16 protein-coding genes are annotated in these 20,691 nt (G+C 65.2%); 8 read left to right on the forward strand and 8 right to left on the reverse strand.

Going from position 1 to position 20,691, the window contains the following annotated elements:
• Positions 1–31: 31 nt before the first annotated feature.
• From ACYVKM_RS02760 to rsgA, 4 genes are all read right to left on the reverse strand, one after another.
• Positions 32–2,323: an NADP-dependent malic enzyme gene (locus ACYVKM_RS02760; RefSeq protein ID WP_460875559.1), complete on the reverse strand. Its 2,292-nt coding sequence runs from the start codon at positions 2,321–2,323 to the stop codon at positions 32–34.
• A gap of 116 nt (positions 2,324–2,439) precedes the next feature.
• Positions 2,440–3,729, reverse strand: a complete 1,290-nt coding sequence (locus ACYVKM_RS02765) for a flavohemoglobin expression-modulating QEGLA motif protein (protein WP_460875561.1) — start codon at positions 3,727–3,729, stop codon at positions 2,440–2,442.
• A complete protein-coding gene (locus tag ACYVKM_RS02770) occupies positions 3,726–4,214 on the reverse strand; it encodes a hypothetical protein (RefSeq protein WP_460875562.1) in 489 nt (162 codons plus the stop codon). Before ACYVKM_RS02770 ends, ACYVKM_RS02765 begins: the two co-directional genes overlap by 4 nt.
• Before the next feature lie 92 nt (positions 4,215–4,306).
• A complete protein-coding gene (rsgA, locus tag ACYVKM_RS02775; protein WP_460875564.1) occupies positions 4,307–5,362 on the reverse strand; it encodes a ribosome small subunit-dependent GTPase A in 1,056 nt (351 codons plus the stop codon).
• Positions 5,363–5,527: 165 nt separating this feature from the next.
• Here rsgA and ACYVKM_RS02780 point away from each other — a divergent pair, with 165 nt between their 5' ends.
• The 4 genes from ACYVKM_RS02780 to grxD all read left to right on the forward strand — a co-directional run bounded on the left by ACYVKM_RS02780 (position 5,528) and on the right by grxD (position 9,376).
• Positions 5,528–6,775, forward strand: coding sequence for an aminotransferase class I/II-fold pyridoxal phosphate-dependent enzyme (locus ACYVKM_RS02780; RefSeq protein WP_460875565.1), 1,248 nt, complete (start codon positions 5,528–5,530; stop codon positions 6,773–6,775).
• 22 nt (positions 6,776–6,797) lie between these two features.
• A complete protein-coding gene (locus ACYVKM_RS02785; RefSeq protein ID WP_460875566.1) occupies positions 6,798–7,421 on the forward strand; it encodes an SGNH/GDSL hydrolase family protein in 624 nt (207 codons plus the stop codon).
• A gap of 96 nt (positions 7,422–7,517) precedes the next feature.
• Entirely contained in the window at positions 7,518–8,375 is an 858-nt protein-coding gene (locus tag ACYVKM_RS02790; RefSeq protein ID WP_460875568.1) for a UDP-2,3-diacylglucosamine diphosphatase, read from the forward strand.
• A gap of 77 nt (positions 8,376–8,452) precedes the next feature.
• Positions 8,453–9,376 (forward strand): Grx4 family monothiol glutaredoxin, encoded by a 924-nt coding sequence (gene grxD, locus ACYVKM_RS02795; protein WP_460875570.1) that lies wholly within the window; start codon positions 8,453–8,455, stop codon positions 9,374–9,376.
• A gap of 400 nt (positions 9,377–9,776) precedes the next feature.
• Here the strand turns inward: grxD and ACYVKM_RS02800 are convergent, their stop codons facing one another.
• Complete coding sequence (locus tag ACYVKM_RS02800) at positions 9,777–10,613, reverse strand: sulfotransferase domain-containing protein (RefSeq protein ID WP_460875572.1); 837 nt, start codon at positions 10,611–10,613, stop codon at positions 9,777–9,779.
• Between the two features lie 118 nt (positions 10,614–10,731).
• Positions 10,732–12,054 carry an aspartyl/asparaginyl beta-hydroxylase domain-containing protein gene (locus ACYVKM_RS02805; protein ID WP_460875574.1) on the reverse strand — a complete coding sequence of 441 codons (1,323 nt, stop codon included), beginning with the start codon at positions 12,052–12,054 and terminating at the stop codon, positions 10,732–10,734.
• Positions 12,055–12,238: 184 nt separating this feature from the next.
• On the opposite strand from ACYVKM_RS02805, the gene ACYVKM_RS02810 reads away from it, so the two are divergent.
• The 3 genes from ACYVKM_RS02810 to ACYVKM_RS02820 all read left to right on the forward strand — a co-directional run bounded on the left by ACYVKM_RS02810 (position 12,239) and on the right by ACYVKM_RS02820 (position 16,999).
• On the forward strand, positions 12,239–13,822 hold the full coding sequence (locus tag ACYVKM_RS02810; protein WP_460875576.1) for a tetratricopeptide repeat-containing sulfotransferase family protein: 1,584 nt from the start codon (positions 12,239–12,241) through the stop codon (positions 13,820–13,822).
• Positions 13,819–15,459, forward strand: coding sequence for a tetratricopeptide repeat-containing sulfotransferase family protein (locus ACYVKM_RS02815; RefSeq protein WP_460875578.1), 1,641 nt, complete (start codon positions 13,819–13,821; stop codon positions 15,457–15,459). Before ACYVKM_RS02810 ends, ACYVKM_RS02815 begins: the two co-directional genes overlap by 4 nt.
• A 127-nt stretch (positions 15,460–15,586) precedes the next feature.
• Positions 15,587–16,999: a tetratricopeptide repeat-containing sulfotransferase family protein gene (locus ACYVKM_RS02820; RefSeq protein WP_460875580.1), complete on the forward strand. Its 1,413-nt coding sequence runs from the start codon at positions 15,587–15,589 to the stop codon at positions 16,997–16,999.
• A 17-nt stretch (positions 17,000–17,016) separates the two neighbouring features.
• Here the strand turns inward: ACYVKM_RS02820 and ACYVKM_RS02825 are convergent, their stop codons facing one another.
• A complete protein-coding gene (locus ACYVKM_RS02825) occupies positions 17,017–18,693 on the reverse strand; it encodes a sulfotransferase (RefSeq protein WP_460876501.1) in 1,677 nt (558 codons plus the stop codon).
• Here ACYVKM_RS02825 and ACYVKM_RS02830 point away from each other — a divergent pair.
• A complete protein-coding gene (locus tag ACYVKM_RS02830; protein ID WP_460876550.1) occupies positions 18,589–18,879 on the forward strand; it encodes a hypothetical protein in 291 nt (96 codons plus the stop codon). The genes ACYVKM_RS02825 and ACYVKM_RS02830 overlap by 105 nt on opposite strands.
• 163 nt (positions 18,880–19,042) lie before the next feature.
• On the opposite strand, the gene ACYVKM_RS02835 is transcribed toward ACYVKM_RS02830, so the two are convergent.
• Positions 19,043–20,596: a tetratricopeptide repeat-containing sulfotransferase family protein gene (locus tag ACYVKM_RS02835; RefSeq protein WP_460875582.1), complete on the reverse strand. Its 1,554-nt coding sequence runs from the start codon at positions 20,594–20,596 to the stop codon at positions 19,043–19,045.
• Positions 20,597–20,691: the final 95 nt, after the last annotated feature.

Genomic DNA, 20,691 nt, shown 5'->3' on the forward strand with positions numbered 1-20,691 from the left:
GCACCCCTTGGCAGAGGCGCGATGGCGTCGGTCAACTACGCCGCTCGACCTGAGCGGCGCGAATCTGCGCATCCACCGCGGCGATCGATGTCATGTTGACCACCCGGCGTGCCGACGACGCCGGGGTCAGGATGTGCGCCGGCTTGTCCAGCCCCATCAGGATCGGGCCGATCGCCACGCCATCGGTCATCACCCGGACCATGTTGTAGGTGATGTTGGCGGCATCGAGGTTGGGTAACACATACAGGTTGGCGCGGCCGGTCAGCGTGGTATTCGGGAACATGCGGTGGCGCAAGGCCTCGTCCCACGCGGTATCGGCCTGCATCTCGCCGTCCATCTCCAGCTTCGGCATGCGCGCCTTGAGGATCTTCCATACCTGGCGCATCTTCGCCGCGCTGGGATTGTCGTGGCTGCCGTAATTGGAGTGCGACAGCAAGGCCACTTTCGGCTCGACGCCAAACAGCTTGAGGCGATACGAAGCCTGCAACGTCGCCTCGGCGATCTGCTCGGCCGTGGGATCGACCTGCACATGGGTGTCGAGGAAGAACCAGGCGCCCTTGTCGTTGATCACGCCGGTCATCGCCGAGGTGCATTGCACGCCCGGATCGAGACCGAACACGCTGCGCAGGTAGCCGAGCTTCTTGTGGAAGCGGCCGACCAGGCCGCAGATCATCGCATCCGCCTCGCCGCGTTCGACCATCAGCGCCGAGATCAGCGTGGGCCGCGAACGCAGCAGGTTCTTCGCCGCTGCCGGCGACACGCCGCGGCGCTCGGTCAGCGCGTGGTACTGCTGCCAGTACTCATTGAAACGCGGATCGTCATTGATATTGGTCAGTTCGAAGTCGACGCCGGCGCGCATGCGCAGGCCGAGCCGCTGGATGCGCGTCTCGATCACGTCCGGGCGACCGACCAGAATCGGAAACGCCAGCCTCTCGTCGATCACCGTCTGCACGGCGCGCAATACGGTCTCTTCCTCGCCCTCGGCGTAGACCACCCGCTTGCGGTCGGCGCGCGCACGCTCGTACACCGGCTTCATCAGCAGGCCGGTGCGATAGATGAACTGGCCGAGTTTCTCCTTGTACACCTCCATGTCGACGATCGGGCGCATGGCGACACCGGAATCCATCGCCGCCTGTGCCACCGCCGGCGCCAGCATCACCAGCAGGCGCGGGTCGAACGGGCGCGGAATCAGGTAGTCGGCACCAAAGGTCGGCACGTCACCGCCGTAGGCGCCGGCCAGATCACCCGCCTCCATCCGCGCCAGCTCGGCAATGGCGCGCACGCAGGCCAGTTTCATCGCCTCGTTGATACCGGTGGCGCCCACATCCAGCGCGCCGCGGAAGATATAGGGGAAGCACAGCGCGTTGTTGACCTGGTTCGGATAGTCCGAACGACCGGTGGCGATGATGCAGTCCGGGCGCACCTTCCTGGCGTCTTCCGGCGAGATTTCCGGATTCGGATTGGCCAGCGCGAGGATGATCGGCCTGGCCGCCATCGTCGCGACCATCTCCGGCTTCAGCACACCGCCGGCAGACAGGCCGAGGAAGATGTCGGTGCCCTCGATGATCTCGGCCAGCGTGCGCTTGGCGGTGTCGCGCGCGTAGCGCTGCTTGTCCGGATCCATATGGTCGCGGCCGGTGTAGAGCACACCCTCGCGATCGTAGGCAAGGATATGCTCCGGCTTCACGCCCAGCGCCACCAGCATGTCGAGGCAGGCGATGCCGGCGGCACCGGCGCCGGCCGTGGCCAGCTTCACGTCCCCGATCTTCTTGCCGACCACTTCCAGCGCATTCAGCACCGCCGCACCGACGATGATCGCAGTGCCATGCTGGTCATCGTGGAATACCGGGATCTTCATCCGCTCGCGCAGCTTGCGCTCGACGATGAAGCACTCCGGCGCCTTGATGTCTTCGAGATTGATGCCGCCGAAGGTCGGCTCCATCGCCGCGATAATGTCGACCAGCTTGTCCGGGTCGCGCTCGTTCAGTTCGATGTCGAACACGTCGATGCCGGCGAACTTCTGGAACAGCACACCCTTGCCTTCCATCACCGGCTTGCCGGCGAGCGGGCCGATGTCGCCCAGTCCCAGCACCGCCGTGCCGTTGGTGATCACCGCCACCAGGTTGCCTCGCGCGGTCATCTCGCTGGCTGCGTTGGGATCCGCGACGATCGCCTCGCAGGCATAGGCCACGCCGGGCGAATAGGCCAGGGCGAGATCGCGCTGGGTCACCATCGGCTTGGTCGCGGTGACCTTGATCTTGCCGGGGCGGGAGTGGCGGTGGTATTCGAGCGCAGCTAGGCGGAGGTCTTCTGGGGTTTCCATGGGGTCGCTGGAAATGAGGGGAGGAGAGGCCACGGCAGGGCGAACCGGCATGTTAGCACCGGCTCCGCCCGCATCACGCCCATCATCGACGTTGCCAGACCACGGCAACAACCTGTTTACAGGCCCTGCGACAACTCGTCAGCCTGCACCCGGTTCATGTGGATGCCGTTGATGAAGACCGAGAAGGCCAGCTTGCCAGCCAGCCCGTGCACGTGCTGCATCCAGGGCGGCAGCCAGCGCGGCGGCAGGATGGCACCGGATTCGAAGTGCGGCTGCAGCGCGATCACGTCGTGCAGGGTCAACTTGCCGGCAAACAGATGGCGCAGCAGATCCATCCGCTGCTGCTTGAATGCCCAGCGGAAGAACGTGTGCACGGTGAGCAGGCCAGACAGGTAGACATTGTCCTTCGCAAAGGCCGCGCCACCGTCCGGTGGCACGCCGCGGAACACCCGCTGGGCCGAGTGGAAGCTGTCCGCCACGTTCTGGCCGCAGGCGCTGAAATACTTGTAGACCTCGACGAAATCGGCACCGTTCAGTGCCATGTCGATCGCCAAGATGCGCAGGCTGATGCGTTTGAGCCGGGCGATGTCGATCGCCCCGGACATCAGCTCCGCGAACACCGCCAGCCCCTCCTGGGTCGCGGTGACACGCGGTGAAGTACGCGCCAGTGAAGCCAGCAACGGCTGCTGGCGGCCATTCAGCGCGGTCAGCGAGTGCACAAACGCCTCGTGGGCGAGCAACTGATGACGATCGTATTCGCTGAAACGGGTGCCACCGCGCAAACGGATGCGGGTGGCGCCGGCCGCCGCCTTGGCGGTGAGCTCCGGATCGACCTCGACGCTGATCATGCCGGCACCGAAGAACGCGTCAAGTGTGGTCGCCAGCTCATTGCGCAGCTCGTCGGCCGGCATCTCCACGCTGCTGTCGTCGGCCAGCAGGTCGGCACCCAGTTCATCGGATAGCTCGACAAAGTAGTGCGCGGCGTCGAGATTGCTGCGCTGACTACCGGGAATCAGGTCACCCGGCTTGCCGTACAGCGCAATCGATGGCGCAGTGACGCCTGACGTACCCACGGCCTCCAGCATCTCGGCCGCGACGCGCCACGATTCGGCGGTGCGCCGCAGGTAGTCGCCGATGGGATCGGCTTCCGACGGGCCACCATCGCCCGCCTCGCGTTCGATCGCCTCCAGTTCGGCACGCGCCGTCCCCAGGTCGGGCCGTTTGTAGGTCACATCCGGCAAGGCGAACTGGCCCCGGCCGTAGGCCGCAATCATGCTGTCCTCCAGCGAGGCCGGCCACGCCACCGTCGGCAGGATGCGAATGCCCTTCACCGCCGCAAGCAGGCGCTGGTCGAGCATGGCGTAACGCTGCAGTTCGGGCGCGATGGCGCTGGCTGGCGTGCTCATCGCGCGACCCCACGCAGGGCGTCCACGCGCTGAATCAGCTCCATGGCGATCGGGTCGGGCCTGAACGCCGCCAGGAAACTGCGCGAACTGGCCGGAATGAAGGTGAGGTTGCGGCCAAAGCGCGAGTCGGTGCGCAGCATCACGGTGACGCGGCGCGGATTGGTCATCGTGGTGGCGTTGACGTTCATCACGTCGCTCAACGCCACGCGGATCTTCCCGCCACGGTTTTTCACCACGAGCCAGTCGCCGTCCAGCCAGACCTCGTCCAGCAGGTCATGCAACAGGGTGCGGTAAAGCACGAACATCACGCCGACCATGAACAGCGGCATCAGCATCAGCGGAAGGAATGGCGGCGACTGTTCGTCCGTACCGGCATGGGCCGCCGCCCAGAACTGCACGCCGAAGATGGTCAGCACAAAGCCGATCCACAACACCGGAAAGACCCGCTTGTAGAAAAACGTGAGCGACGATGACAACCGACGCATGCCTGCACCCCGCAGCAACGATGCCGCGATACTAGATGCTTTGCGGCGCGCCGTGCACAGGCCCGGGAGCCAACGATCATCCGAAGCGGCAATCAGTCCCGCTCGCGCTGCCCGCGATGCCCGTGCGGCCGCTCGCTGGGGCGGCCGCCGCGCTGGCGGCGCAGCCGCGCTTCGAGCGTGGCGGCCTGCTCCTCGCGCTCGTCGTGCAGCTTGAGGTAATTGCGCCAGCGCCCCGGCGCCAGCTCGCCGGTGTCCAGCGCCACCTGCACCGCACAACCCGGTTCGCTGCCATGGCCGCAGTCGGCAAAACGGCAGCGCTCGGCCAGCGCCTCGATGTCGGCGAACAGGTCGAGGTTTTCCTCGCCGGTGAGCTTCAGTTCGCGCATGCCGGGCGTGTCGATCAGGCAGCCGCCGCTGGGCAACTGCAACAGTGCGCGATGGGTGGTGGTGTGGCGACCGCGGCTGTCATGGCTGCGCACCTCGGCGGTGGCCATGCGTGCCGTGCCGAGCAGGGTATTGGTCAAGGTGGACTTGCCGGCACCGGAGGAACCGACCAGCACGGCACTGTCGCCTGGCTGCAGGTACGGCGCCAGCTGGGCCACGCTGGCCGGATCCTTGCCGTTCAATGGATGGATCGGCGTGCCGTCAGGCAGTCGCGCGCGCAGCGCCTCGATCTGCGCGGCCGCGTCGTCGCGAATATCGAGCTTGCTCAGCAACACCACGGGCTGCGCGCCGGAATCCTCGGTCAGCGACAGATAGCGCTCGATCCGCGCCGGGTTGAAGTCGCCGTCCAGCCCGGTCAGTACCAGCACGTAGTCGATATTGGTGGCGATCAGCTGGCGCTCGTAGCGCTCGCCGGCCGCCGCGCGCGACAACACCGTGCGGCGCGGTGCCACGGTGACGATATGCGGTGGCGTGCCGCCCTCCACTTCGACGAAATCACCGACCACCGGTCGTTCGGCCGGGTCGATGCCGCGCTTGAGGAAGCGCCCGTCCGGCTGTGCCCCGAACAAGGTTTCGCCATCATGCAGCTCATAGCCGGCACGATGCTGCGCCACCACCCTGGCCAACCGCAGGCCGGCAGGCGGCAGCACGTCGCCGCGCCAGCCGATGCGCCGCAGGCGTTCGATCGTTTCGGCATCACTCATTCGGGGGAATCGGTGGGCACGGTCCGGCGATTATGCCTTGCCCGCGCATGGCCCGCCGATGAACCGGGATTTGCCACGGATGGCGCTCGCGCTGCACTGCATCACGCTGCTAGCATCGACCTGCCGGTGCTGATGCCGGAGCCAGACTACTGAAGGATGCCGGCGTTGGCCTCGATCACACCCAGTGCGCACCTGGCGGACGTGCGCTATGAAATCCGTGGCGCACTGACCCGGCGCGCGCGCGAGCTGGAGGCTGCCGGCCTCGACATCATCAAGCTCAACATCGGCAACCCCGGCCGCTACGGTTTCGAGGCGCCGGCGCATCTGCGCGAGGCGATCGCCAGCCATCTGCACGAGAGCGAGGCCTACGGCCACGAACAGGGACTGGAAGCCGCCCGCGAGGCGATCGCGGCGCAGCAGCGTGCACGCGGCGCCACGGGCGTCGAACCGGAGCGCATCTTCATCGGCAATGGCGTCAGCGAACTGATCGATCTCAGCCTGCGCGCGCTGCTGCAACCTGGCGATGAAGTGCTGCTGCCGAGCCCGGACTACCCGTTGTGGAGCGCAGCCACCATCCTCAACGGCGGCCAGCCGCGCTACTACCACTGTCTCGCCAGCCACGGCCACCTGCCCGATCCGGACGAGATCGAGGCACTGGTCACCCCGCGCACCCGCGCACTGGTACTGATCAATCCGAACAATCCGACCGGCGCGGTCTATCCGCGCGCACTGCTCGAGCGCCTCGTGGCGATCGCCGCACGGCACCGGCTGCTGCTGCTCGCCGACGAGATCTACGACGAAATCCTCTACGACGGTGCGAGCTTCCAGCCACTGGCCGAGGTGGCCGGCGAGCTGCCCTGCCTCAGCTTCGGCGGCCTGTCCAAGGTGCATCGTGCCTGCGGCTACCGGGTCGGCTGGATGAGCCTGTCCGGCGATCCTGCACGCAGTGCGGCCTACCGCGACGCGTTGCAGTTGCTCGCCGCGCTGCGGCTGTGCGCCAACGTCACCGCACAATGGGCGGTGCTGCCGGCCCTGCATGACGCGCCGACGATCGGCACGCTGACGGCGCCCGGCGGTCGCCTGCACGAGGCACGCCGCGTGGTGCTGCAGGCCGTCGCCGCCAGCGAATACCTGGAACTGGTCGCGCCGGCAGGTGCGCTGTATGCATTCCCGCAGGTGCGCGCCGACCGCTTCGCGGCTTTCAACGACGAAACGTTCGCCCTGCGCCTGCTGGAGGAGGAATCGGTGCTGGTGGTTCCCGGCACCAGCTTCAACGTGCCGCACAGCCGCCACTTCCGCTTGACCTTGCTGCCGCCGCAGGCACAGTTGCGCGAAGTGTTCGTGCGGATCGAGCGGGTACTGACCCGGATGGCGCGCGAACAGTCGCCGCATGCCGCCGCCGCAGTGGCCTGAGCCACACCCGAGCCGACCGCGCATGCTGCCCGCCACCCCGTCACTGCATTACCTCGCCCTGGGCGACTCCTACACCATCGGCGAGGCCGTCGCCGCCGACCAGCGCTGGCCGGCCGTGCTGGTGCAACGTCTGCGCCGGGCCGGAGTGGTGATCGACGATCCGCAGATCGTCGCCGTCACCGGCTGGACCACGGACGAGCTGGCGCAAGGCATGGACGAGGCGCCGCTGACCTCGCCGTACGACCTGGTCACCCTGCAGATCGGCGTCAACAACCAGTACCGCGGCCGGCCGGCGGACGAGTACCGCCAGCAGTTCGCCAGCCTGCTGGCACGCGCCATCGTCCTCGCCGGTCACCGCGCCACGCGCGTCGTCGTCGTGTCGATCCCGGACTGGGGCGTCACCCGTTTCGCGTACGAGCAAGGCCGCGACAGCGCTCGCATCGCCAGCGAACTGGACAGTTACAACGCGATTGCCCGCGACGAGGCCGCGCGCGTCGGCGCGCATTTCGTGGACATCACCGGCATCTCGCGCCAGTCCCCCCTGCTCGTCGCCGACGACGGCCTGCATCCCTCGGCCGCGCAATATGCGTTGTGGGTCGATGCCATCCTGCCGGTGGTGCGCACGGCACTGCGCACGGCACACTGAACCGCTCCACGGCAACCGTCCTGCAACCTGTTCGCCATCCCGCGGTGACCTTGCGCCTGCAAACTGCAGCCCCGGCATCCACCGGGAGTACGCGCCATGACCACCCTCCGCTGCCGCAGCGCCTTCATCTCCGACGTGCATCTGGGCACACCTGACTGCAAATCCGCCTACCTGCTCGATTTCCTGCGCAAGCTTCGATGCGAGAAGCTCTATCTGGTCGGCGACATCATCGACATGGAAGCGCTGGCCCGGCGTGCCTGGTGGCCGGCGGAGCACAGCGCGGTGATCGCCGAGGTGCTCGACCTGGCGCAACGCGGAGTCGAGGTCATCTACATCCCCGGCAACCACGATGCACCGATGCGTGGCCTGCATGGCCAGAGCCTGTGCGGCGTGCGGATCGAACTGGACGCCGTGCATGTCGGCATCGACGGGCGCCGCTACCGGGTCAGCCACGGCGACGAGTTCGATCCCGAACAGATCGGCCGCGGCTGGATGCAGCACGTCGGCGAAGCCATGCATCGCTTCATCTGCTGGAGCAACCGCCGGCTGCACGTGATGCGACAGCGGCTGGAGCTGCCCTACCTGCCGCTGTCGATCATCGTCAAGTCGCACATCGGCAAGGCCCTGGCGTATATCCGCGCCTACGAGGAGCGCGTCGTCAGCGACACCCGCGAACGCGGTTTCGACGGGCATATCTGCGGACACATCCACTTCGGCCATGTGCGCGAACTGGACGGCGTGCTCTACCTCAACGACGGTGACTGGGTGGAACACTGCACCGCCCTGATCGAGGACCACACCGGTGCGATGGAACTGATCCACTGGAGCGAACAACCCGCCGCCCTGGGCCGGGCCAGCCGCGAACTGGTATGGCCCTCTCCGGCGGCCGCCCTGGCACTGGCGCCGCTGGGCGTCTGCCGCCGCGACTTGGGCGAACTGCATCGGGCGGCCTGAACCGCGCCCACCTTGAAGGCCGGCCAGATCACCGCATATCGGGCGGCGTATCATTGTCTTCTTTGCCGGAGCATCCCATGTCCCTCGACAGCACTACCCGCGAACGTATCGAAACCCTGCTCAAGGACCACCGCGTGGTGCTGTTCATGAAGGGCAACCGCCAGCAGCCGATGTGCGGCTTCTCCGCCGCCGCCACCAACACGCTGAACGAACTGCTGCCGGACTACCACACGGTCAACGTGCTGGAGGATCCGGAAATCCGCGAGGGCATCAAGGCCTACGGCGACTGGCCGACGATTCCGCAGCTGTACGTGGAAGGCGAACTGGTCGGCGGCGCGGACATCATCCGCCAGATGTACGGCAGCGGCGAGCTGCACACCCTGTTCGGGGCAGCCGCGCCGGACCGCACGCCGCCGCAGATCACCATCACCGACGCCGCCGCCGAGGCGATCCGCCAGGGCACCGCCAACGCCGAAGGGCTGGCGCTGCATCTGGAAATCGGCCCCGACCACAGCGCCGGCTTCCAGCTCGCCCCGGCCGCCGAGCACGACATCGTCGCCCACGCCAACGGACTGGACGTGCACTTCGACCCGGCCAGCGCGCAGCGCGCGAAAGGCATCGTGATCGACTGGGTCTCCACCGTTCAAGGCGAAGGCCTCAGCCTGAAGTTCCCCGGCGCGCAGGAGATCAAGTCGCTCAGCGTGCAGCAGCTCCAGATGCGCCTTGCCGCCAACGACATCACCCTGATCGACGTGCGCCCCGCCCAGGGCCGTGCCCAGGCTGCTCCGCTGGCGCAGGCACGGGTGCTGGAAGACGAAGGCTTCGAAAGCCTCGCCGCGCTGCCGAAGAACACCCCGCTCGCCTTCATCTGCCACCACGGCATCTCCAGCCGCGGCATGGCCGAGCGCTTCGCCGCCCACGGCTTCAGCGACGTACACAACGTGGAAGGTGGTATGGACGCATGGGCGCGCGAAGTGGATTCGAGCGTGCCGCGTTACTGATCAGGACACCCCTTCCAAAATGAAGAGCGCCCGTGAAGGCGCTCTTCATGATGGTGACGCGGGGCGTATCACGCCCGTTGGACCCTACCCCTTGAGTGTAAACAGCTCACTCTCCCGGTTGAAACACTGTGCGTCCCGGGTCGCAATACCGAAAACAGCATTTCCGGCAAATGTTCGCGGACGCGCACCCAGGGGCAGCACATCGAGCAGCATCACCAAATACTTCGCAGGCCACTGTTTACAACATCGAAGCGGCATGCATTCCTGTACTACAGGGAGTAATCGCGCCGTACCCAACTAATGACAGTCAGTCAGCAGCGGAGAACGCGTGCAGTTCCACGTTCAACCCGTCAGGCCCACCACCCTGCAACAAGTGGCCGTGTCTAAACACCGCAGCCAGTCAGTATCCCGCAGGGACATAGCGGAACCTTTGCATCACTGAGCCGTGATCGAAGATCACCCGCCGAACCTGATCCCGGCTCAGACGTTCGCGCCACTGATTCGCACGGCCGGCGCGGAAGAATGGTGCATCGGCACGAGGCGCCTCGCGAAAACCGGATTGACGCTCCATGCCTTGCAGTTGATTGAAGCCGGCAAAGCGTATGGCGCGATCCAACCTCTCACGATCACGATCCAGGCCAATCAGCCTGGCTACTTTGAGGAAGACCTTAGCCGGCTTCTCGAGCATGTCCTCGTAACGCACGATGAGCACCTTGGGTCCCGCGGCATCCGCCCAGCTGCTCACGTGCCGCGACCAGTTACCGAGCAGCTGGCTGACGAAAAGCGCATCATTTGCCGTGGCTACGTCATCATTGCCAAGCCGCTCGATTGCCTCATCAAGACTGAGGGAAAAATGTGCCGACATGCTGATGGCGACATCCAGTGGGTTACGCACTACATAGATCGCACCCGCTGTGACATCGGGGTTGTGCAGCGGGTAGCCTGAGAAGCTGCCGTTGAGATTGTGGGTCTTGACGAAAGCGGTACCCCTCGCGCGCGCCGCAATCAATGCATGCACCTGCGGGCGCACCTCACTCAGGCGATCGATATCCATCGAGGTGGAGTCGCATCCCGCCACCTCACTGAAACGATATGGCAGTGCCTCGTCATCGCCGTAACGCAGCCACTCGTCGAACGGCAGCGGCGCAGGTGAATTGGCAAGCAGGTTGGCGAGGAACGCACGCAACCACGTGTTGCCGGACTTCGGATAAGAGGCCAACCAGACGATGTTGCCCATGCCGTGCACCTATTAAGACGATCCTCGTGGATCCATGATTCCGCCGCATATGGCCCAGGCAGAACCTACATGCCTGTCTGCCGATGCCGATCGCCTTCGTGTTGCATGCCACGAAGGCTCACCCCTTGGGTGTAAACAGCTCGCACTCACGGTTGAAATCACCGATCGCTCCGACCAGATCAGCCACCGCCGCCCGCTCGGCCTCGCTGAGGTCGGGATTCCAGGTGTCCAGAATCAGCACCACGCGGGTCTCGCTGCTGTCGTTCCAGGCTTCGTGTTCAAACGTGTCATCGAAGGTGACGCAGCGGCCCTCCTGCCAGACATGGGTCTCGCCACCCACGCGCAGGGCGCAGTCGGATGGCACGATCAACGGCAGATGTGTGACCAGTCGGGTATTGGTGACGCCGCGATGCGGCAGGATATGCGTCCCGGGTCGCAATACCGAAAACAGCGTTTCCGGCGAATGTTCGCGGACGCGGGCCAGCGGCAGCGCATCGAGCAGTGCGGCAGTCTGCGGGCAGCGTGCCGCATGCTCGTCGTAGCGTTCGCCATGACGATGGAAGAAATAAGCATCCCAGGCAGCGGCCCCGGTACCGGAGGATCGCAGCAGGTCGGCTGCATCCTGCGGCGAATCCGTCTGCAGGAATGACTCCAGGTCCCGCGGCTGCGCCAGCACCGTACGCAGTTCCTCGCGGATCGCCGCGGTGCTGGCCTCGAGTTCCGCCATCCAGGGAAAGCGTTCGCGCGGGTAGTACGGCTGGCTCGGCACGCCCGGGAAATACAGGAACTTGGGCTGTTGCCGTGCATCGGGCAACGATGCGTCCTGCTCGCCGAGGTAGATGACGAGGCATTGTTCCACTCTGACGAGTTCCGACTTGCCGTAACGCTGACGCAGGGGCTCAAGCACGCTGTCGAACAGGCGACGCCGGCCCGCATCGACATACTGTATGGCCTGCTTCACGGCATCCCGGTATTCGGGTGCCGTTGTCTCGTCGCTGAGCCAGCGCCCCCGCGCCTGTGCCGCGTTGATCGCCATGAAAGAAGCCACCAGGGCTTCGTGGGTCTCGCCCAGTTGATCCAGCAACATGCCCAGGCGCAAACGCGCGACGAACATGTTTGGTGCAAGCGTGAGTCCACGACGCAAGTCGGCAACCGCTCCGGGGAAATCGCCGCCGGTCATTCGCGCCACACCCAACTGGTGCAGCGTGACCGCATCCGCAGGATGCACACGGTCCGCGCTGACCAGCAGCTCGATGGCCTGGTCCACCGCGCCACTGGCAAGCCGGATATTGGCCAGTTGCCGCAGCGCTTCGAGATCATCGGGATGGGTCTCGAGCAGCTGTGCATAGGAACGCTCTGCCTGCCCCACGTCTCCTCGACTCAGCCCCGAGCGGGCTTTCTCACGATGGTCCGCGACGCGCTGATCTGACTCGTTCTTCATTGCTTGATTCACTGCCGGATGGGCCGCGGACCTTGAATACGGCGCCGCGGCGAGCTGAACTAACCGGCATAATACGCGGTGACGCATTTCCCTGCCGTGCCGGGAATGCCCGTTCCGGAACACGGCTTGCGCCCGCTGCATGGACGCCGGGTCGCCACTAGCCGCCTGAGGTCAAAAAGCAGACATGATTCCTCGCCTACAGGGACTGAGCCCCGCCGCCCGCGTGAACATCATGGTCGCCGGCGAAGCGCTCGAGACAGGCCGGGTGGACGAAGCCGAGCGCCGCCTTGCCGACGCTGTCGCGACGGACCCTCAACATCCCGAAGTCCTGCGCATGCAGGCCGGCATCCACAGCCTGCGTGGCCGCCCCCAGCAGGCCATCAGCACAATGCGCCAGGCGCTTGCGCAACGCCCGCAGGATGCGCTGTACCACAACACCCTGGGCACCCTGCTCGGGAGTGCCGGCGACTATGACGCGGCGATCACCTCGTTGCGCCATGGCTGCGAGCTGCAGCCCGACCTGGCCATCGCCTGGTACAACCTCGGCGTGATGCTGACCCGCTCCGTGCGCAATGACGAGGCAGCGAGCGCCTTGCGTCGTGCGGTCGCGCTGGCGCCGGACCACGTCGGCGCGCGCGCGCTCCTGGGCGACATGCTGCGCACCCGCGGCCATACCGGGGAAGCAGAAGCGGAATACCGCAAGGTGCTCGGGGAGCGGCCCTGGACAGGCATCGCGTGGTGGGGCCTCGCCGACTTGCGCACCGTACGCTTCAGCGATGACGACGTCGCCCACATGCAGGCCGCATTGCAACAGCCGCGTGCCAGCGAAGACGACCGCATCGCGACGGGTTTCGCGCTGGCCAAGGCCCTGGACGATGGTGACCGGCATGCCGATTCGCTCACGGCGCTGGCCCAGGCCAATGCGATTGCCAGGCAACGGCAACAGTGGAACGCGGGTGCCTTTTCCGCGGGGATGACGGCCATCCGGCAGGCCTTCACGCCACCGCCTGCGGCCGCCGCGGAGCCACTCGGCAAGGAAGCCATCTTCATCGTCAGCCTGCCGCGATCCGGTTCGACCCTGGTCGAGCAGATCCTCGCCTCGCATTCGTCGGTCGAAGGCGCCGGCGAACTGCCCGACCTGCCGCTGGTCCTGGCCGAGGAATCGCGCCGTCGCGGCGCGCCGTTCTCGCAATGGGTGAGCGCGATGCAGCCGGCCGACTGGCAACGCCTTGGGCAACGCTATCTGGAGCGTACCGGCCACTGGCGTGGGCAACGCCCCGTGTTCACCGACAAGCTGCCGAACAACTGGATGTACATCGGCGCGATCCGCGCCATGTTGCCGGGTGCACGCATCGTCGCCTGCCGGCGCGACCCGCTGGAAACCTGTTTTTCCTGCTACCGCCAACATCTGGCCGGAAGCGAGTACACGCGCACCTTCGACGACGTAGCCGCCTTCTGGCGCGACTTCGACCTCAGCGTCCGCCACTGGCATGCGCTGCATCCGTCGCACGTGTTCGAGCATGAGTACGAGCAACTGCTGGCCGATCCGGAAGCCCACATCCGTCGATTGCTGGATTTCTGCGACCTGCCGTTCGAGCCGACCTGCCTGAACTTCAACGAGAACCGGCGCGAGGTGCGTTCGCCCAGCGCCACCCAGGTGCGCCAGCCACTGCACGACACCAGGCGCGCGCCGCGCTACGGCGCCCTGCTCGATCCGTTGCGTGCGGCGCTCGGGCTGCCGTCATGGCAGCGTGACGACATTCCATGACCATCACTTCTGCACCGGCATCCGATGCAAGCGAGCGCCGTCTGGCCGCCTACGAACGGCAGCGCGCGCAGGGTCGCATGCAAGCCGCCCAGCGCGAGTTGCTGGAGGCTCTCGTCGGTGCGTCCGAAATGGAATGGCTTACTTGCGCACGTGCACTCGTACTGCGCAATGACACCGGTACGGCGCACGCCGTATTGTCTGCCGCGCTCGTTGCGCATCCCGACTCGATTGATCTGCGTTTCGCGCTGGCCGGCATCCTGCAGCAACGCGGTGAACCGGCTGAAGCCGAAGCCCTGCTGCATGAGCTGCTTGTGCGACAGCCGGCGCACGCTGCAGCCACCTTTCTGCTAACGACCCTGCTGAGTCAGCAGGGTCGCATGCACGCCGCGGCTGTTGTCATGCGCAGCCTGTTCGCACACGCGCGACAGGATGTCGACACGGTCATCCGGGCGGTGGAAATGCTCGACGATATTCAGCGGACAGCAGATGCCGCAGCCATCTGCGAGGCGGAGATCGCTGCGGGCTCCGGCGATCCGCGAATCCATGCCTATGCCGGCATGCTGGGTATCCAGCTTGGTCAATTCGAACGCGTGCGCGAGCGATATGCCTTCGCTCTCGCGCACAGCCCGCAAGCCGTGGAATGGAATATTCCGATCGGCCTGTCGAGCCTGCAACGCTACAAGGACGACAGCCATCCAGATTTCGAGCTGTTCCGGGGCGTGCTGCAGCAACCGGGCCTGGGCGAGAAGACACGCATCACGACGCTGTTCGCCCTGGGCAAGGCTCACGACGACATCGCCGACCATGCGCAGGCAGCGCACTATCTGCGCCAGGCCAATGCACTTGCCCATGCGCACTCGACCTGGTCACGCAAGCGCTGGCGACGCCTGGTCGAGGCACGCCTGGCAGCCAGGCCACTTCCATTCCGGCTGACCGCCCCGGGCGAGTGGACGCCGCTGTTCATCGTCGGCGTGCCACGCTCCGGCACCACCTTGCTGGCCGAATTGCTCGCGCGCCATCCGCTGGTCTGCAATCGCGGCGAGCTGGGCTGGCTGGCGACCGTGGCCCGGCGGCTCGAACAGGCCGGCGCCAGGGAACCGGCCGCGTTTGAACAAGCCGCAAATACCTATGCAGCCCAGCTTCGCCAGGACGATTCCGACGCGCGCTGGTTCATCGACAAGCAGCCGCTGAACCTGCTGCACATCGACCTGATCCTCGCGCTGTGGCCAAACGCACGCATCATCCACTGCCGACGCAATCCGCGCGATACGGCGCTGTCGCTCTGGTCGCAGTCGTTCCACGACCCGGCGCACGACTATGCCTACGACTTCGGCGATATCGCCGCGCTCATCCAGGGCTGCGAGCGCCTGCATGCGCAGGCGCTTGTCCGTCATGCCGCGTCGATCCATACCGTGCGTTACGAGGAACTCATCGCTGCCCCCGGCTCCTGCCTGGACGAGCTGGAACGCTGGCTCGGATTGCCTAGACACGACCTGCTCGCCACCCCGAGCCCCGACCATGCGATCAGCACCGCCAGCGCATGGCAGGCACGCCAGCCGATCCATGCGCGCTCCGTGGCGCGCTGGCGTTCCTACGCGCCCCATGTCCCGGAACTGCTGCGCCTCCGGGACAAATGATTGACCGCAGCACTTCATGCCCGCCAGCATGCCATTCCAGCGTCGAAACATGCTGCAACGACGACACCTCTCCCATGACCAAGACCCGACATTCCCCGACGTGACGCCGACGCTCCCTCACCCCGACATGGCCGAGCGCTTTCGCAGCGCGCAGACGCTCTGGCAGCAAGGTCAGACGGGCCCTGCCCGCGCCTTGCTGGATGACATCCTGGCCCATCATCCGATGCATCCTGAAGCCGTGCCGCTGCTCGCCAGGTTGCTGCAGAGCCAGGGGGAGCTCAATGCCGCCAGCCAGCTGATGGCCGACCTGTGTCGCCATTCGGGCCTGGAGGCAGCGACCACCGTGCACTGTGCCCGGTTCATCCAGCAATGCCAGCGCCAGCAACTGGCCGCCACCGTGTGCGAAGAGGCTCTCGCCAGCGGCAACGCCAGCGCCGAGCTTCATGTGCTGGCGGGCAATCTCGCACGGGAGCTGGGTGAGTTCGATCGCGCGCGCACGCACTACATCGCGGCGCTGGAAACCGGCGTCGACCTGGATGCGAACTTCGTGCTCGGCGCGCTTGCCGCCACCCGTCGCTATACCGACCGGGCCGACCCCGACTTCGCGCGCTTCATCACGCAGTTCGAAAACGCCGCCGCCTCCCTGCACGCACGTGCGGTGACCGGCTTCGGTCTTGCCAAGGCCTACGACGATATCGGCGACTATGCCGATGCCGCGCAGACCTTGCGGACGGCCAACCGGCTTTCGCGAGAGGCGCAACCATGGTCGCGCGAGGCGTGGGCGTACTGGCTGGAGGCCCGACTGCAGGCGCGCACGCTCGAAACACCGTTGCCGCCAGCGCCCGATTTCGTACCGGTCTTCATCGTCGGCCTGCCGCGCAGCGGCACCACCCTGGCGGCGACGCGACTTGCCGGGCATCCGGACCTGCGCGACCGCGGCGAACTGCCGATGCTCGACTTCATCGCCCAGCAATTGCAGTCCGGCAACCTGCTGCGCGACCCTGGCGCCCTGCGCCAGGCCGCCGAGCTCTATCGGGTGCACGCCATCCAGGACGATCCCCGCGTGCGCTGGTACATCGACAAGAACCCGAACAACTTCCGCTACCTCGACCTGATCGCCGTGCTGTTCCCGCAGGCCCGGATCATCCATTGCCGGCGCGACCCGCGCGATACCGCGTTGTCGATCTGGTCGCAGAGCTTCGCCCATCCGCAGTACGGCTTCGCCAGCGACCTCGACGACATCGCCGATTTCATCCGCGGCCATGACCGGCTGATGCAGCATTGGCAGCAACGTCTGCAGGTGCCGGTGCACGGCCTCGACTACGAAGCCATGGTCGCCGATCCCGTAGCGGCGCTCGGCGCGCTGCGGGATTTCATCGGTCTACCTGCCTCCGCCGCAAAGACGACGCCTTCCGCGACCACGGCGACTACCGCGATCAGCTCGGCCAGCGTATGGCAGGCACGCCAGCCGATCTACGGCACGTCGGTGGGGCGCTGGAAAAACTATCTTCCCTATGTGCCGGAGCTGGCACGGTTCTGAGTCGGGCCACCAGCGGCCTATCTGTCCCTGACCGCAGCGGCGAACCGTTCGGCACGATCCAGCGTGACCTGCAGACCGGGCAGTACCCGGTTGATCAGATCCTCATGCCGGCGCCACTTGTCCGGAGCGGGCTCGGTCACGGTGTAACGCGAAAGCGGCAACGCACCGTCGAGCGGGCGATCCCAGTCAAATCCAAGCTCGCCGCACAGCCGCGCCACCTCCGCCGCAGGGTCGGCAAGGAACGCGTCATAGCGTGCAACATGGCAACGTTCCGGCGGCAGCGCATCAAGATCATCGAGCAGGATGCGTGTGGTGGTATTCCACTGCGCAGCCACGATCTCGGGCAATGGCCGCCCGATCAGGTCACGCCAACCCGGCACCAGCAAGAGGGACCACGGCAAGCCCGTCCAGCCTGGAAGATTCGGATAAGTACGGAACCCACCGGACTGCCACGCCTCGATCATGCTGCTCAGGGTCTCGTGCGGATCACGGTGCAGGTAGACGAACCGGGCTTCCGGGAAAACCTTCGCCAGGAACGGTATGCGCAATGCGTTCTTGGGTGTTTTCTCGAGCATCCGAACCGGTCGCTGTTCCGGCGCCTTGCCATCCCTGTCGTGCAGATCCGCGAGAAAACGGCGCCGCAATGCCTCGATCAGTTCCGGCGATGCCGCAGCTGCATCGAGCCGGTTGGAGTCATAACCAAGCTCGCTTGCGCCCAGGCCAGGGGTGCCTTCGATCAGCGCGTGACTCTCACGGCCGATCGTGTAAAGCCCCGGGGCTTTCGCCAAGGTCTCGAACAACAGCGTGGAACCGGAACGGGGCGGCGAAACGATGAATACCGGGCGGTCATAGAGTGGGTCGCGGCCGCTTTCACCCGCTCGTGCCCCGGGCATGGCGGAGATGGCATTCTGGCGCAATTCATCACCGCTTGAGTCGCGATTGTTATCGGCAATCGCCACCGACAGGACCATGAGCCGCAGCGCCACCACCAGCGGCGAGTCATTGATCAACCGCAGCGACGCCGCGGAATTTTTCAGCCACTGTTCGTACGAGTTCAACGTTTTGCGATAAGCAGGCAAACCAGCCGGATCGGTGCCATATTCCGACCATAACGCCTGCCATGCGGCAAGAAAGCGCGATGTCACCTGTTTTGCCGGCTCAAGTTGCGGATGCGGACGCACTTCATTCAGCAGAAAGGTGATGTGCTCCCGCATCTCCCAGGGAGTCATGACCGCAGGTAGATTGACCGATTCGTAGCGCAGCACGGGGTGCAGCTCACCGGTCGGTGCAACAGCCTCTGCATGCCAGCCCTCGGGCACGTGGTTGCCCGGCATCTGTCCGTCCCTGACCAGCTCCCCGAACTGGTCGCTGCCGACGGTGTCAGCCACCAGATGAATCCGTTCGTCGTCGGCACCATTGATCACTTGATGCTGCCGCCAGGTATCGAAAATCCAGCACTCGCCCGGCCCCATGTTCACCTCGCCTTCTCCGCATATGAATCGCACGGTCGGTCTGGTCACGATGGGCACATGCACGCGTGCGCGTGCGCGCCAGTAATAGTTGATGTCGAAGTGCGGAGTGACCTCGGCATGGCCCGTAAGCTTCATCAGGCGGGTTCGTCCCCATACAGCGCCAATGCGCGACAACACCTGCATCAGGTATGGGCTCTGCAAAAGATAGGGCGTAGGCCGCATCACACCCGCGAAGGATTCGTTGTCAGGGTCGCCATCGGCTGCAATCAAAGGCAACCACAAATTGCCGGGATACTTCTGCGGATGCTCATGCCAGGCGTCTTCGCCAAACGCTGCAATCTCCTTCGCGAGCATCTCGGCATCGAATTGCAGTGGCAACTGGATAAAGGGAACTGGCAGTTTCACTGATTGTATCCACTCGAGTTGATTGAGCTGTGCGCCATCGGCGCGGAATTGAACGAGCTTTTTGTCGCAGCAGCCGCATGGTAATCGATGATTTCATCACCATGGCTGTGTAACAGGCGTTTCAGCCACCCAGAAATGAAACGGCCATCATGCTTGCATCAAGCAACTACCTGTTGATCGCCTGACGCAACGGCTGCAGCTGTTGTTCGTAATTCCGCCATTCCTCGAAGAAACGCGTATGGATGGGCTCGCGTACCTGCGACAGGCTCAGCGTGGCTACCGCCGCCTTGTTGCGGGTTATGTCGATGCAACCCGCTTCCCATTCCAGTCCGCAGTAGGCAAGCACCCTGCGCGTCATCGTCTCCGGATCACACGTCAGTTCACTGTAAGGCACATCGAAAACCTGCCCGGGCATGGCTGCATGCCAGTGATCAAGCACACGGCGGTACTGCAGATAATGCTCCGCCAGCGCGTGCAGATCGTAGCCCCATGGCAGCAAGTCGCCCATCACCTGTGTGCGGAAGTTGGAGAAGCACACGTCCATCGGATCGCGTACCAGGTTCAGGATGCGTGCCTGTGGCAATGCACGATGGATCAACCCGGCAACCATCCAGTTGCGTGGCAACTTGTCGATGAAGAATCGCGCACCTTGCGCGCGCCATTGGGTCTGCTCCAGATAGCGACGCCCGATCTTGGCATAGTCCAGATCGGGCAATCGTTGCACGATGTGCTCATCCAGGGTTATGCGGTGGTCGGCTACCCAGCGCAGCTGCAGGCTGAACTCGTTGAGCTCGCCGGCGGATGTCACCTGCGAATGATTGCTGAGTACACGCTCCAGCAAGGTAGTCCCCGAGCGTGGCATGCCGATGATGAAAATCGGTTGTGGCCCGTCGTGAATCACGTCGCCGGCTTGCAGGAACTCTGGTGTACAGCGATCGATCAGGCTATCGAACAGACGCCATGCGTGTTCCGGATCGTGTTGCTGGCGCGCATACATGATGGCATTGGCGCGAGCCAATGAGTCCCATGCCTCGTCATAACGGGCAAGATCTTCCAGTTCCTTGTAAAGCGCGAACTCGAGTGCGCCATGATCTTCCGTGCCCTGCTCGACTTCCTGCAGGCGTTGCCTCAGATCGTGCAGGTGATTGTCCTGCAACGTCTGTTTGCGTGCCCGGGACAGCGCCAACGCTGCCTGCCCGTGACATGGCGACAGACGCAGGCAAGTGCGCAGTTCGGCTTCCGCCTCGTCCATGTGCCCATTGAACATCAGCTCCTGCGCGCGCTCGAACCGGAACTCGACCGTACCCATGCCCGCGGCAGCGGCTCGATTGAACAGCGCCAGGGCCTCCGGATGCTCGCCAAGCAACTTGCGCGCGATGGCCATTTCCGTCAGGACGGTGCCATCGTTCGTTTCTGCCAAAGATGGATGATCCAGACAGTGGCGCGCCGCCACCGTTTCGCCGAGCTGTCGCAATGCTTGGGCTGTCTCGACAACCAAGTTGCCGTCATTCGGCAGGTTTCGCGCCACGGTCAGTGCGTACGACGTGGCATCACGAATCCGGCCCTCGGCCTGCGCTACGCCGCTCAGTGCCAACAACGACGGGGTATGTCCTGGATCGCGCTGCAACAGGGATTCCAAGGCAATCCGCGCTGCCGAAATCTGCCCGTCGGCGAGATAGCGTTGCGCCCGGTCCCAACGGCGCACGGTGGAATCATTCATCAGTGGCACATCCGGCGCAGTCTTTCTCTTGGCTTGGTAAACGACACGGTAACTTCGAGCGGCCCGGCAAAAGCAGCGGCGCTGCGGGACCCACA

This window comes from Rhodanobacter koreensis (assembly GCF_054782855.1).